The 13,638-nt window shown below is 55.6% G+C and carries 12 protein-coding genes; 3 read left to right on the top strand and 9 right to left on the bottom strand.

Translation table 11 applies throughout. The features are described from left to right. Positions 1 to 44: 44 nt before the first annotated feature. Positions 45 to 1,733, bottom strand: a complete 1,689-nt coding sequence (ybaL, locus tag CRO19_RS03800; protein ID WP_097094670.1) for a YbaL family putative K(+) efflux transporter — start codon at positions 1,731 to 1,733, stop codon at positions 45 to 47. A gap of 221 nt (positions 1,734 to 1,954) precedes the next feature. Beyond that, positions 1,955 to 3,151: an MFS transporter gene (locus CRO19_RS03795; RefSeq protein WP_097094669.1), complete on the bottom strand. Its 1,197-nt coding sequence runs from the start codon at positions 3,149 to 3,151 to the stop codon at positions 1,955 to 1,957. A 163-nt stretch (positions 3,152 to 3,314) separates the two neighbouring features. Between CRO19_RS03795 and ushA the strand changes: the two genes are divergently transcribed. Then, positions 3,315 to 5,066 carry a bifunctional UDP-sugar hydrolase/5'-nucleotidase UshA gene (gene ushA, locus CRO19_RS03790; RefSeq protein WP_097094668.1) on the top strand — a complete coding sequence of 584 codons (1,752 nt, stop codon included), beginning with the start codon at positions 3,315 to 3,317 and terminating at the stop codon, positions 5,064 to 5,066. 269 nt (positions 5,067 to 5,335) lie between these two features. Here the strand turns inward: ushA and CRO19_RS03785 are convergent, their stop codons facing one another. Beyond that, complete coding sequence (locus tag CRO19_RS03785) at positions 5,336 to 5,767, bottom strand: multidrug/biocide efflux PACE transporter (protein WP_097094667.1); 432 nt, start codon at positions 5,765 to 5,767, stop codon at positions 5,336 to 5,338. 90 nt (positions 5,768 to 5,857) lie between these two features. Between CRO19_RS03785 and CRO19_RS03780 the strand changes: the two genes are divergently transcribed. Then, positions 5,858 to 6,727 (top strand): LysR family transcriptional regulator, encoded by an 870-nt coding sequence (locus CRO19_RS03780; protein WP_097094666.1) that lies wholly within the window; start codon positions 5,858 to 5,860, stop codon positions 6,725 to 6,727. Here CRO19_RS03780 and ybaK read toward each other — a convergent pair. The 3 genes from ybaK to copA form a co-directional block, all read right to left on the bottom strand. After that, positions 6,724 to 7,203, bottom strand: a complete 480-nt coding sequence (gene ybaK / locus CRO19_RS03775) for a Cys-tRNA(Pro)/Cys-tRNA(Cys) deacylase YbaK (RefSeq protein ID WP_097094665.1) — start codon at positions 7,201 to 7,203, stop codon at positions 6,724 to 6,726. The two genes, CRO19_RS03780 and ybaK, sit on opposite strands and share 4 nt — an antisense overlap. 263 nt (positions 7,204 to 7,466) lie before the next feature. Beyond that, positions 7,467 to 8,267 carry a TraB/GumN family protein gene (locus tag CRO19_RS03770; RefSeq protein WP_097094664.1) on the bottom strand — a complete coding sequence of 267 codons (801 nt, stop codon included), beginning with the start codon at positions 8,265 to 8,267 and terminating at the stop codon, positions 7,467 to 7,469. 68 nt (positions 8,268 to 8,335) lie between these two features. Next, on the bottom strand, positions 8,336 to 10,846 hold the full coding sequence (gene copA, locus CRO19_RS03765; RefSeq protein WP_097094663.1) for a copper-exporting P-type ATPase CopA: 2,511 nt from the start codon (positions 10,844 to 10,846) through the stop codon (positions 8,336 to 8,338). Positions 10,847 to 10,939: 93 nt separating this feature from the next. Between copA and cueR the strand changes: the two genes are divergently transcribed. Further along, positions 10,940 to 11,356 (top strand): Cu(I)-responsive transcriptional regulator, encoded by a 417-nt coding sequence (gene cueR, locus CRO19_RS03760; RefSeq protein WP_097094662.1) that lies wholly within the window; start codon positions 10,940 to 10,942, stop codon positions 11,354 to 11,356. On the opposite strand, the gene CRO19_RS03755 is transcribed toward cueR, so the two are convergent. The 3 genes from CRO19_RS03755 to CRO19_RS03745 form a co-directional block, all read right to left on the bottom strand. After that, a complete protein-coding gene (locus CRO19_RS03755; protein ID WP_097097582.1) occupies positions 11,332 to 11,790 on the bottom strand; it encodes an NfeD family protein in 459 nt (152 codons plus the stop codon). The two genes, cueR and CRO19_RS03755, sit on opposite strands and share 25 nt — an antisense overlap. Beyond that, a complete protein-coding gene (locus CRO19_RS03750) occupies positions 11,790 to 12,704 on the bottom strand; it encodes an SPFH domain-containing protein (RefSeq protein WP_097094661.1) in 915 nt (304 codons plus the stop codon). The genes CRO19_RS03755 and CRO19_RS03750 overlap by 1 nt, the downstream gene beginning before the upstream one ends. A 64-nt stretch (positions 12,705 to 12,768) precedes the next feature. Further along, positions 12,769 to 13,623, bottom strand: a complete 855-nt coding sequence (locus CRO19_RS03745) for a co-chaperone YbbN (RefSeq protein ID WP_097094660.1) — start codon at positions 13,621 to 13,623, stop codon at positions 12,769 to 12,771. Positions 13,624 to 13,638 lie beyond the last annotated feature (15 nt).

Here is a 13,638-nt window from a genome sequence, read left to right as displayed (position 1 = left end):
AGCATTACGCCATTTATGGCGATCTTAACAATGACCGCACTCATTTAAATCGGGCACTCGCGCACAATCGGGTTCTGCGCAATCTCTTCTTCCAGCACGTGCAGCATGCTATTGGCGATTTCACGTTCACCCATCACCACGCGATTGGCGCCGCGCTCCATAATATAGGTCACTTCATCGTCGTAATGCGCACGCGCAATAATCTCAATGTCGGGACGCTTCTCACGCGCCGCCGTAACGACTTCGCCCGCTTCATACCCATTTGGAATCGTCAGCAGCAGCCAGCGTGCGCAGTCGAGCCGCGCCAGCTCCATGGTATCAACGCGAGCTGCATTGCCCAGCACCGCTTTAATACCTTGCTCACGTAGCGCTTCAACGCGTGGGCGGGAATTCTCCACCACCACCAGCGGCACATCCGCATCCATCAGTTTTTGCCCCAGCAGGCTGCCGACGCGACCATAGCCGACCAGCACCGCGTGGTTGCAGATATCCACCGGAATCTGCTTCTCTTCTTCGATAGCTTCTTCCAGCGTCTGCTCTTCCATGGTCTCGGTTTTATCGAGGTAGCGCTCCAGCACGGTAAACAGAATGGGGTTGAGCATGATAGAGAGAATTGCCGCCGCCAGCACCAGATTGCGGCCTTCATCGCTCAACATACCCAGCGAAATACCGAGGCCGGCCAGAATAAAGGCAAATTCACCAATCTGCGCCAAACTCACCGAAATGGTCATGGCGGTGCGGCGTGAATGACCCAATAGCGTAACCAGCAGCCACGCGGCGATCGATTTACCGAGGACGATAATCGCCAGCGCGCCGAGCACCGCCAGCGGCTGTTCAATCAGAATCATCGGGTCAAACAGCATGCCAACGGAAACAAAGAACAGTACGGCGAAGGCATCGCGCAGCGGCAGGGTATCGTGTGCCGCGCGGTGGCTCAGTTCCGATTCGTTCAGCACCATGCCGGCAAAGAAGGCGCCGAGTGCAAAGGAAACATCAAAGAACTCGACCGCACCAAAGGCGATACCGAGTGCCAGCGCCAAAACCGCAAGGGTAAACAGCTCACGCGAACCGGTAGCGGCACTTTTTGCCAGAATCCACGGCACCACGCGACGTCCTACCACCATCATCAGCACCATAAAGGCGACCACTTTGCCGATGGTGAGCAGCAGATCCCACAGCAGCAGCGTTGGGCTGGCATTGCCCTGTTCGAGCATGCCGGCGATGGCAGGCAGTAGCACCAGCGTCAGCACCATCACCAAATCTTCAACGATTAGCCAGCCAATGGCGATTTGTCCGCGCTGGCTATCAATGAGCTGACGTTCTTCCAGCGCACGCAGCAGTACCACGGTGCTGGCGGTTGAGAGACACAGCCCAAACACCAGGCCGGTCATCCACGACCAGCCCATCGTCCAGGAAAGCCCCATTCCCAGCAGCGTCGCCACGGCGATTTGCGCGATGGCGCCGGGAATGGCGATAGACTTTACCGACATCAAATCCTTGAGCGAGAAGTGCAAACCGACGCCGAACATCAGCAGAATCACACCGAGTTCAGCCAGTTCAGGGGCAAGATTGGTATCCGCGACAAAGCCTGGTGTGAAAGGGCCGGCCAGCACGCCCGCCAATAAATAGCCGACCAGCGGTGAGATGCGCAGGCGATTTGCCAGCATACCAAGGAGAAATGCGAGGACCAATCCCCCGACAATGGTAGTGATCAACGGTGTGGTGTGATGCATGCCTGTCTCCTTGTGTGCAAATGTATCCGCTTGTAACAACCTAGTGTAATGCACAATCGCTAACCGCGTTTAAACATTTGAGCGGTAAAAAGTCGCTAAATTGAAAAAATGAGATAAAAACGGTGCTGAAGCTGCATTTTCATCACTTATCTCAGGTTATCGGCAGGAAACATGCAGAGCGAGAGGGGGCAAGGAAAAACAGTTGCCCCCGCGAAAGAAGGTCAGGCGTGGCGATTATCGGGGAGGAAAGCGGTTAAAAGGCCGATAAGGGGAAGCCAGGCGCAGATTTGATAAACCCATTCGATACTGGTGTGGTCGGCCACCACGCCGAGCACGGCGGCTCCCAGCCCACCCATACCAAAGGCGAAGCCGAAAAACAGCCCAGAAACCATACCGATACGTCCCGGCATCAGCTCTTGGGCGTAGACCAAAATGGCGGAAAATGCCGAGGCAAGAATCAGCCCGATGATCACGCTCAGTACGCTGGTCCACATTAAGTTGGCATGCGGCAAGAGAAGCGTGAACGGGGCAACGCCAAGGATAGACACCCAAATCACGTATTTTCGTCCAATCTTATCGCCAATAGGCCCACCGATAATGGTGCCTGCAGCCACCGCGCCGAGGAAGGCAAACAGGTGGAATTGCGAAGCCTGCACGGAAAGCCCGAATTTCTGTATTAAATAGAAGGTGTAATAGCTGCTGATGCTGGTGAGATAGAAGTACTTGGAAAAGATCAGCAGCAGCAAAATACTTATGGCCAGTGCGACTTTTTTACGCGGCAGCGGATTCACCGGCGCCACGGTGGTGCTGGATTTGCTCGCACGCTGCTGGTGGCTATACCAACGGCTCACCTGCAGCAGCACGATAATACCCAGCAGCGCTACCAGCACAAACCAGCCAAGATGGCCTTTGCCGTAAGGCGCCACGATCATCGCCGCCAGCAGTGGCCCCAGTGCGCTGCCAAAGTTGCCGCCTACCTGAAACAACGACTGTGCCAAACCGTGACGACCGCCGGAAGCCATACGCGCCACGCGTGAAGATTCCGGATGGAATACCGACGAACCGCTTCCCACCAGCGCGGCAGCCAGCAGCACTTGCGGATAGGTCGTGGAAAAGGTCAGCAGAATCAACCCACATAGCGTTAAGCCCATGCCCACCGGTAGCGACCAGGGTTTGGGGTACTTATCGGTGTAGTGACCAATCAGCGGTTGCAGCAGCGAGGCGGTGACCTGAAAAGTCAGTGTAATCAAGCCGATCTGTACAAAATTGAGGTTAAAATCTTTCTGCAACATCGGATAGATGGCTAGCAACAAAGATTGCAGCATATCGTTAAGCAGATGCGCGAGGCTGATGGCGCCTAAGATGCCAAAAGCGGTGCGGCCCGGTGCGCGTGCCGGTGATGCGAGTTCACTTGCCATAATAATCCTGAAAAGGGCGGTTATCGTTATCAGATTGTTACTTACTGATTGACTCTATAAGCCTTTCGTCTTGAGTTAAAGTGCCATCTGTGCGACACAGGTGGGCGATAAAGCACATTTAGTCCACAGCTCAGTGGAAAAACGCAGAATAAGGAGATCGGCTTTGTTTTTATTACCGCGAAGAGGGCGCTGGGTGGCGCTGCTGATGTTACTGCTGCCGATGCTGGCGCAAGCATGGCAAACGGATCGCAGCTATCGTTTCAGTATTCTGCATACCAACGATCATCACGGACGTTACTGGACTAATGCACAAGGTGAATACGGCCTGGCCGCTCAAAAAACATTGATGGATCAACAGCGCTATGATGTTCAGGCCAAAGGTGGCGGTGCGCTGATCCTGTCGGCAGGCGATGTGAACACCGGCGTGCCAGAGTCAGATATGCTGGATGCTGAACCGGATATACGCGGCATGAATCTCGTGGGCTATGACGCCATGGCGCTGGGAAATCATGAATTTGATAAACCGCTTAGCGTGCTACAAAAGCAGCAAAAGTGGGCCAAATTCCCCTTCCTTTCGGCCAATATCTATCAAAAAGGCACCGATAAGCGCTTATTTAAGCCGTGGGCGACATTTAATCGTATGGGCTTGAAGATTGCCGTAATTGGCCTGACGACGACCGACACGCTGCGCATCGCCAATCCTGAGAACATCGCGACGATAGATATTCGCGATCCGGTGCAAGAGACCGAGAAAGTGGTAGCTGAGCTGCGTGCCACTGAAAAACCTGACGTTATCATCGCGCTGACGCACATGGGCCATTATGACGATGGCCAGCATGGCAGTAATGCGCCGGGCGATGTGGAGTTAGCGCGCAGCCTGCCGCCGGGTACCATCAACGTGATTGTTGGTGGTCACTCGCAGGATGCCGTGTGCATGGCAAAAGAGAATGTCAGCGTGAAAGATTATCAGCCGGGCCAACCTTGCCAGCCGGATCGCCAGAACGGCGTGTGGATTATGCAGGCCAAAGAGTGGGGCAAGTTTGTTGGTCGCGGCGACTTCACCTTCCGTAACGGCGAGCTGACGCTGGATAGCTACCAGCTGATCCCGGTTAATCTAAAGCACAAAGTGAAGAACCTCGACGGCAGCGAATCCTGGCTCACCTGGCAGGAAGAGATCCCGAAAAACAGCGCGATGATGAAGTTGTTAACCCCTTACCAACTGCGCGCAGGCAAGAAGCTGGATGTCAACGTCGGCAGCAGTGACGGTGTGTTTGTCGGTGAGCGCGACAAGGTGCGTTTTGAGCAAACCAATCTTGGCCAGCTGATTTTACGTGCGCAAATGGCGGCGACCAAAGCAGACTTTGCGGTTATGAGCGGCGGTGGCATTCGCGCTTCGCTGGACAAGGGTAATCTCAGCTGGCGCGATCTGCTGCAGGTGCAGCCGTTCGGCAATCAGGTGGTGTCGGTTACGCTCACTGGCAATGAGTTGCTGAACTATCTGGCAACGGTGGCCAATATCAAAGTGGATTCAGGCGGCTTCGCGCAGTTCACCAACATCAGTCTGGTGGCGGATGGCAAAGGCGTTAGCGAGGTGAAGATCGACGGCGCAGCGCTGCAAAAGGATAAAACCTACCGTATGGCGACGAATAGCTTTAATGCTAGCGGTGGCGACGGTTATCCGGTGATCGAAAACCATGCCGGATTCAGCAATAGCGGGCTGCGCGATGCGGATGTGCTGCGTGAATTTGTCAGCCAGCATTCACCCTTAAAGGTCGATGATTTTGTACCAACCGGTATTGTGCATCTGACGGAAGCACAGATTGAGCAGCGTAATAAAGCCCAGGAGAAGGAGCGGAAGCCAAGCTATCCGCAGATGATTCTGGCGTGGATTTGGCCGCGCGCGGCACAACACTGAACGCCGATTTCCTGGTGCGCATGAATGCGCACCCTACAAAAAACCGGCGATATCCACGTAGGGCCACCCTTCATGGTGACCGATTCACGCTTAACTGACGAGCATTACGCCATGAATGCGCGCCCTACAAAAAACCGGCGATATCCACGTAGGGTCGCCATTCATGGTGGCCGATTCACGCTTAACTGATGAGGATTACGCCATGAATGCGCCCCCTACAAAAACCCGGCGATATCCACGTAGGGCCACCATTCATGGTGGCCGGTTTATCAAGCCTGGCAATTTTTCTGCGTCACCCATCGTTGACGCAACTTATCCCACACCCAGTTGTAGACCATGGTGTAAGGCAGGAAGAACAGAAAGAACGCCACTTCCAGCACGAAAGCGTCCAGCAGCGAAATATTCAGCATCCAGGCCGCAATCGGCAAGCCGATCAGGATAAAGCCCCCTTCAAAACCCAGCGCATGCATTGCACGCAGACCGAAGCCGCGTTTAACCTGTGGCGGCCAGATGCGATCAAAGCCGGTGTTATAGATCATGTTCCACAGCATGGCGACGGTCGACAGCATTATCGCTAACGCGCCCATCTGAAACAGCGGTTTCTCCATGATCCAGGCAGCCAGCGGCGCAACAGTGATAAGTGCCAACCCTTCAAAGCCTGCGGCATGACAAAAACGTTCTTTCAGCGAACGGGTACGCATATAAACCTCCTGATTAGTGATGTCGCACATTTTGGCACTCTGTAATGCTAAGATAAAATGATCACCTATCGATAAAAGCGATGGATCACTATGAAGTACTCCCCGGAATCTCTAGAAGCCTTTGTGCAAACCGTGGCCAGCGGATCGTTTTCCGCTGCTGCGCGTGCGCTGGCAAAAAGCCAGTCAACCATCAGCAGCGCGGTCGCTAACCTGGAGGATGATTTGGGTTTTACGCTGTTCGATCGCAGTGGGCGTCAGCCGGTGCTGACCGAGCATGGCCAGCGCGCCTTCGCGCAGGTGCAGCAAATTCTCGCCGCTAGCCAGCGGCTGGATGAGCTGGCGGTGCGTTTGTCGCAAGGCGTGGAACCGCGGCTCAGCCTGGCGATTTCAGATTTCTGGCAGGCCGATCATCACCAAAATCTGCTTAATCGCTTTGACCAACGATATCCGGATATTGAGTTCGAATGCATGATTGCCGAGGATGCTGATGCGCTGGATCTTTTACAGGCCGGGCGGGTGCATCTTGGTGTGGTGCGAGCTCAGCCGCAACTGCCGCCAGATTTGGCGGTTGCGCGCTTGCAGGTGGGGGCACAGATGGCGATCTATCTGCATCAGGATCATGCTTTATCGCAGCTGCAGCAGGTGAGTGAAGGGCAGCTGGGTGAGCTGCGGCATTTACGGCTTAATACCTGGGTGCAAACGCGTGAGCCGCTGCCCGCGGGGCGCGTATGGTCAGCGCCATCCTATTTGCTGCTGCTGGAGATGGCAGAGCAGGGTTTCGGCTGGAGCGTGTTGCCGCGCTGGCTGGTGGAGCAATTTGGGCATCAGGTACTAAAAGAGCTGCCGGTGCCGGGCTGGCCGCAGCGTATTGCGGTCGATGTGGTGTGGTCGCGACGTAACCCGCCGGGACCGGCTGGTCGCTGGATGATCGACCAGCTCTGCGCCCAGCAGCCCGATTAGCTTCGACGCGCCACATCGGCCAGCGGTGCATCCAGCAGGCGCGACAAATCCTGCGCGGCCAGCTCAATATCCAGCCCGCGCTTGCCTCCGGAGATAAAGATGGTGGCGAATTCCGCAGCCTGCTGATCGATTACCGTTGGCAGACGTTTTTTTTGTCCGAGTGGACTAATTCCCCCTACCAGATAACCGGTCACGCGCTGCGCCAGCTGCGGATCGGCCATATCGGCCTTTTTAGCGCCCAGCGCCTTCGCCACTTTTTTTAGATCCAGCTGCGATGAGACGGGCGTGACCGCCACTGCCAGTGCTTTGGCATCACCGTTTAGCGCGACCAGTAAGGTTTTGAACACCTGACGCGCATCCAGATTCAGTTTACGTACCACCTCGTCACCAAAATTGGTTTCATGGCTATCGTGATCGTAAGGGTGCAGGGTAAAGGTGACGTTTTGTTTTTCCAGCAGTTTTACCGCAGGCGTCATATTTAATCCTTGTTAGGAAGATTCTTATTTCATTTTGAATGGAAAAAGAGTGGCGAAATTCTGAACTTTGCGCGAGAATTGGCCCGCGCCAGCAAGAGATTGCTGGTGATAACCAAAATCATAAACAAATTCCTCTTTGACGGGCCAATATTATTATTGGCCTTCTTTTTTTGTGATTTTTATTGTTATTTGCACCCTTCTACCGCTCGCCATGAATGGCGACCCTACGATGGGCAATGCCAATCTTGGCGTACCGGAATGGCCTAACGCTTCAGCAATCCCGGCAAATTATCGTCGCCATACAGATGCAGTGCCCCTATTGCCACCACATATCGCCCTTTCGGTAACGCCAGCAGCAGCTCACGCCAGTGCTGATTACGATTTCGCATCAGCGTGTCATTCAACTCACTGCTAAAGGTGGTAGGCAGCGCCACCGGCTGCTGCTTTGGCGGGGCATCCAGCCACCAGCTGATCATGGTTTGCAGCAGACGCGCGTTGGTATGCCAATGCTCAAGGGTATCCAGCAGCAGCGGCAATCCATCCTGCGGCAGTGATTTCAGCAGGGCGATCTGAGTTTCCGGACCTTCCAGTTCAATGATGCGTTTATTGGCGGCTTTCGCTGCCTGTAACAGCTGGTAATCAATGCCAAACTGTGGACGCAACCCCAGCCGCTGCGCCTGCTGCGCCTGTAACATAAGCGCGATTTGCCAAAATGGCAGCGTGTCGAACAGGCTAATTGATAGCGATAGCTCATCACACAACGCCTGCAGCCGCAGCAAAACCTCTGCGTCGAGCCGCGTTGCCAGCGGCGGATATTCATCATCGTTGCTGAAGGGCGATCCGCCTTGAGTGATATCCGCTTCAACAATCAGCGCGTCGGCTTTATTCAGCTGGCGCAGTAAACCGGCGGGCAAAGGTTGCATGTCACGCGTGCCCATATGAATGCTGCCAGCCAGATGCAGGCGGCGGTTATCCAGATGGATATCCATAGCCGGCCAGCTGTAACTGGCCGGGAAAAGGATCGCGATCCGTTGTTGGATGCTGTGCCACAGACCGTGTCTCATTCCCTGTCCTTTTGAAGTCAAAAATCCATGCTAGCGATTTCACTCACTGAAAAACAGGGCCGGAGTGGCTATTGCCGTTGCGCGGGCTTGAATCGCAACAATCGGTTAGCGTTACTCACCACGGTAATGGACGACAGCGCCATTGCAGCGCCTGCTACGATCGGGCTGAGTAACATACCGGTAAAGGGATAGAGCACACCGGCAGCAATCGGAATACCCAGGCTGTTGTAAATAAAAGCACCCAATAGGTTCTGGCGCATATTGCGCAAGGTAGCGCCCGCTATCGCCAGTGCATCGGCAACACAGTGCAAATCGTTGCGCATTAGCGTCATTGCGGCGGTTTCCACCGCTACGTCGCTACCGCCGCCCATTGCAATGCCGACATCTGCCTGCGCCAGCGCCGGTGCATCATTGATGCCGTCACCAACCATCACCACTTTGCGACCTTGCTGCTGCAGCTGGATAATGGCCTGGGCTTTGCCGTCGGGGAGTACGCTGGCAATCACTTCATCAATCCCCGCTTCGGCGGCGATCGCCTGTGCGGTTTTCTGATGATCGCCCGTCAGCATAATTAAGCGGTAGCCCTGCTGATGCAGGCGCTGTAACGCCGCTTTGCTCTCTGGTCGCAGGCTGTCACGCAGCGCGATTAAACCGAGCAATTGGTGTGTATCCGCTAACAACACCGGCGTAGCGCCTTGCGCCGCGAAGCGCTCGATATCCGCTTGTGCCGCGCTGTAATCAATGTGCTGCTCGCTCAGTAACGCCTGATTACCCAGTAGCAGCGTTCTGTCGGCAACTTTAGCGCTGATGCCTTTGCCGCGTATTGTACGAAATTGCTTAACCGCCTCGGCGCTCTCCGACGGTGCCGCGTCGAGAATTGCTTTGGCCAGCGGATGGCTGGAGCCTTGTTCCAGTTGTGCCGCCGCCTTCAAAACCTGCTGGCGATCCCAGTCGCCATACAGCACCACATCGCTCACTTGCGGCGTGCCGCGCGTCAGGGTGCCGGTTTTATCAAACACGATGGTGTCAACTTCGCTGGCGCGCTGTAGTGCATCGGCATCACGCACCAGCACGCCGAGTTCCGCCGCCCGACCTACACCCGCGATGACCGACATTGGCGTGGCTAAGCCTAACGCGCAAGGGCAGGCGATAATCAGTACGGTAGTCACAATCACCAGGGTATAAGCCAGCTGTGGCTGCGGGCCAACCAGATACCACATCAGGCCGCTGAACAGCGCAATCGCCACCACTACCGGCACAAATACTGCGGAGATGCGGTCCGCAAGGCGGCCAATATCCGGCTTGCTGCTCTGCGCCTGACGCACCAGATTGATAATGCGTGCCAGCGTAGTGTGGCTACCGGTAGCACGCGCGACAAACTGCAGCGTGCCGTCCTGCACCAGCGTCCCGGCAAAAATGTTGTCTCCGGGCTGTTTGGCCTGCGGTACCGCTTCACCGGTGAGCATCGCTTCATCAAGCCAGGCTTCACCGTTGGCAACCTCGCCATCTACCGGCACACGATCGCCGGTCACCAGTTTTAGTAGCATGCCCGGCTGAACATCGCTCAGTGGTAGCAGCGTTTCACCGTGTTCGTTAACGACGCGCGCCTGCGCGGGCGTCAAATCCAGCAGTCGTTCCAGTGCTTTTGAGGCGCGCTGCCGTGCGCGCTGTTCCAGCGCATGACCGAGATTAATCAGGCCAACGATCATCACGCTGGCTTCGAAATAGAGATGACGCGCCTGATGCGGAAAAAATTCTGGCCAGATGGCCACGCTCATGGAGTAGAGCCATGCTGCACCGGTTCCCAGCGCGACAAGGGTGTCCATGGTGGCGGTGCCGTGACGCAAGCTGCGCCATGCGCTGCGGTAGAAGTGCCCGCCAGCAATCAGCATCACCAGCAAGGTGATGATACCCAGCGTACGCCACAGGGTTTGGTTATCAGCACTCAACATCATGTTGTCGCCGAGCATGCCCCAAATCATCATTGGTACGCCGAGCAGCAGCGCCAGCGCTGACTGCCAGCTAAAACGGCGCATGGCTTGTTGAGCGCTAACCTGCTGACGCTCCCGGCGGGTCTGTTCATCATCGATCACTTCGGCGGAATAACCGGCCTGATCAACCGCGCTAACCAGCGCTTCGGCCGTCGCATCACCCACGATTAGCGCACTACGCTCACCGAGGTTGACGCGAGCCTGGCTCACGCCGGGCACTTTTTGTAACGCTTGCTCCACGCGGCTGACACAGCTGGCACAGCTCATGCCGCCAATCAATAAGTGATGCACGGCAAGATTTTCTTCTGCCGGTTGCGACTCCGTTGTCAGCGCCTCCGGCGGCGGCTCTGTAGCTGTCAACGGATCAGGCTTTGGGCTGGCAGCGCCATCTTTCAGCACGGCGTGGTAGCCAGCTTGTTCCACCGTGGCGATCAGATCGCTGGCACTGGCTGCGCCAATAACACGCGCTTCTTGCTGGGTAACTTCCGCCTGCTCGACATCGCTGCGCTGTTCGAGCGCCTCTTTAACGCGTTTTACACAGTGGCCGCATGACAAACCGTCCAGCGCCAGCAGTTGTGTGTGTGACATGGTTTATTCCTCATGTTGGTTTTGACTGCATGCAAAATTTGCATTAGATATAGAGCCTAAACCTTCCATTCAGGGGAAGGTCAAGAGGTGAATATGAACATCAGCGATGTGGCAAAAAAAACCGGGCTCACCAGCAAAGCGATTCGCTTTTACGAAGAGAAAGGCGTGGTGACGCCGCCAGCGCGCAGTGACAATGGTTATCGCCATTACGCTGCGCATCATATTGATGAGCTCAACCTGCTGCGTCAGGCGCGACAGGTAGGATTTACGCTGGAAGAGTGCCGTGAAATGGTGGCGCTTTTTAACAATCCCGCACGTCACAGCGCCGATGTAAAAGCGCGTACCTTGCAGAAAGCCGCCGAGATTGCCGCGCATATTGAAGAGTTACATGCCATGCGCGCGCGGTTGCTGGCGCTAGCAGAAGCCTGTCCGGGCGATGACGGCGCAGAGTGTCCGATTATCAATCATCTGGCAGGGTGCTGCCATCAGGCCGAGGGAAAGCGCGGCTGAATGATTAGCGTAATACCGACGACGCCGGTCACAATCACCGGCGTACCGGCAGGCAGATCGCTCTCCGCCTGCACGCGCCAGCTGCTGTCACCAATGCGCACGTGGCCAAGGCCATTTTTTAGGGTGTTATCCAGCGTGAGCTGCATCCCCATTAATTGGCTGCCGCGCTGATTGAGCGTATTGGGCTGCTGTGACGATTCACGATAGCGCATCCAGCGGTACCAGAAAAAAACGCTCAGCAGCGTCATCACCGCAAACATAATTCCCTGGCTGGTCCATGAGATGGGAACAATCCATTCAATCAGCGCCACGGCCACCGCCGCTAAGCCGCTCCACAGCAAGTAACCGCTGGTGCCCAGCATTTCGGCGGCAAGCAGCAGGCCGCCCAGAGTGAGCCAGAACCAGTGGGGGTGCGCAATCAGCTCCATGAGGATCATGGTCTGCGCTCCTGACGGCTCTCCTTCAGCAGTTCACTGATCCCGCCTATCGCGCCAAGCAAGCTACTGGCATCAAGCGGCATCATCACCACTTTGCTATTGTTAGCCTCCCCGATTTTTTGCAGGGCATCGGTGTATTTCTGCGCCACAAAATAGTTCACAGCCTGAATGTCCCCGGCGGCTATTGCTTCAGACACCATGCGCGTAGCATTGGCTTCGGCTTCGGCCTGGCGTTCACGCGCTTCGGCTTGCAGGAAGGCCGAGGTACGTTCACCTTCTGCTTTAAGGATCTGCGACTGTTTGTCACCTTCGGCGCGCAGAATCGCGGCCTGACGTACACCTTCCGCGCCCAGAATGTCGGCGCGTTTAGTTCGTTCCGCTTTCATCTGCGCGTTCATTGCCGCAATCAGCTCCTGCGGCGGACGCACATCACGGATTTCGATACGGGTGATTTTTACACCCCAGGGATTGGTGGCTTCATCGACGATATGCAGCAAGCGGGTGTTGATGTTATCGCGCTGTGACAGCATCTCATCCAGCTCCATGCTGCCGAGCACGGTGCGGATATTTGTCATCGTCAGATTAAGTATCGACAGTTCAAGATTGCTGACTTCATAGGCGGCGCGTGCCGGATCGACAACCTGGATAAAGCACACGGCATCAATCGTGACGTTGGCATTGTCTTTAGAGATGATTTCCTGCGAGGGGATATCCAGTACTTGTTCCATCATATTGATTTTGCGACCAATACGATCCATGAACGGGATGAGAAGATTTAAGCCAGGTGCCAGCGTTTTGGTGTAACGGCCAAAGCGTTCTACCGTCCACTGATAACCCTGTGGAACAATTTTTACTCCGGCCCACACGGTGACGAGTGCGAGCACAATAATGACGGGAATCACCGTTAACATATAACCTCCTGGCTGTCAGATTGTCGGGCCGAGTCGCTTCGGCCCGTTTAACGCGCGGTACCGATCAGTACAGCAGCGAGTAAAGCTGTCGGCGATAGCGGGTGGCGAGGGTATCGCCGGTGCCCAGCGCCGCTAAAATTTCCTGAAACATTTTACGCACCTGGCCGTCGCCGGCGCTGAGATCGCTCTTCAGGAAGCTAAACAGCAGTTCTAATGCTTCTTCGTTGCGGCCAACCTGATGCAGCTGTAAGGAGAGTTTAGCAGCCAGCTCAGCATTCGCGGGATCGCTCGCCAGCTGCTCCTGCAACAGCTGAATTTCAGGCGTATCGGCGGCTTGCTTCAGCAGGTCAATTTGTGAAACCAGGCTCTGATAACGCGTATCCTGATCCTGCAGCGGCACCTTATCCAACACCGTTTCCGCTTCATCGCTGCGGTTCAGGGTGATCAGCACTTCGGCCAGCAGGAAGCCAATTTCACTGTTTTGATTGCTCAGCTGCCAGGCATCTTTCAGCAGCGGCAGCGCATCCAGCGGTTTGCCTTCATGCATAAATTGCATGGCTTGCTGCGCTTTTACTTCTTCTTCACGCGGCAAGACCTTTTGCAGCAGAGCGCGAATCGCTTCCTCCGGCTGCGGGCCCTGGAAGCCGTCAACCGGCTGACCGTTCTGGAACAGGTAGACGGTAGGAATGGAACGCAGGCCAAACTGCGACGCCACCATCTGCTCTTTATCGCAATCCAGCTTCGCCAAAATAAACTGTCCGGCATACTCCTGCGCCAGACGTTCCAGCACCGGCGTCAACTCCTGACAGTGCTGACTGCGCTCGGACCAGAAATAGAACAGCACCGGCAGCTGCATGGACTGCTCTAACGTCTGTTGCAGGTTGGATTCGTTGATGTCGATAATCAAAGCGTGTGACATGAGTACGTCTCTTGG

Origin of the sequence: Candidatus Pantoea floridensis (assembly GCF_900215435.1) — a bacterium.
Taxonomy (GTDB): Bacteria; Pseudomonadota; Gammaproteobacteria; order Enterobacterales; family Enterobacteriaceae; genus Pantoea; species Pantoea floridensis.
Note: the sequence above shows the minus strand (reverse complement) of the source record. Positions and strands in the feature narration are given on the sequence as shown.

What these genes read in the sequence shown, in the direction of transcription:
- ybaL (WP_097094670.1), bottom strand. Translation starts at nt 1,733, where the DNA reads ATGCATCACACCACACCGTTGATCACTACCATTGTCGGGGGATTGGTC.
- CRO19_RS03795 (WP_097094669.1), bottom strand. Translation starts at nt 3,151, where the DNA reads ATGGCAAGTGAACTCGCATCACCGGCACGCGCACCGGGCCGCACCGCT.
- CRO19_RS03785 (WP_097094667.1), bottom strand. Translation starts at nt 5,767, where the DNA reads ATGCGTACCCGTTCGCTGAAAGAACGTTTTTGTCATGCCGCAGGCTTT.
- CRO19_RS03780 (WP_097094666.1), top strand. Translation starts at nt 5,858, where the DNA reads ATGAAGTACTCCCCGGAATCTCTAGAAGCCTTTGTGCAAACCGTGGCC.
- ybaK (WP_097094665.1), bottom strand. Translation starts at nt 7,203, where the DNA reads ATGACGCCTGCGGTAAAACTGCTGGAAAAACAAAACGTCACCTTTACC.
- CRO19_RS03770 (WP_097094664.1), bottom strand. Translation starts at nt 8,267, where the DNA reads ATGAGACACGGTCTGTGGCACAGCATCCAACAACGGATCGCGATCCTT.
- copA (WP_097094663.1), bottom strand. Translation starts at nt 10,846, where the DNA reads ATGTCACACACACAACTGCTGGCGCTGGACGGTTTGTCATGCGGCCAC.
- cueR (WP_097094662.1), top strand. Translation starts at nt 10,940, where the DNA reads ATGAACATCAGCGATGTGGCAAAAAAAACCGGGCTCACCAGCAAAGCG.
- CRO19_RS03750 (WP_097094661.1), bottom strand. Translation starts at nt 12,704, where the DNA reads ATGTTAACGGTGATTCCCGTCATTATTGTGCTCGCACTCGTCACCGTG.
- CRO19_RS03745 (WP_097094660.1), bottom strand. Translation starts at nt 13,623, where the DNA reads ATGTCACACGCTTTGATTATCGACATCAACGAATCCAACCTGCAACAG.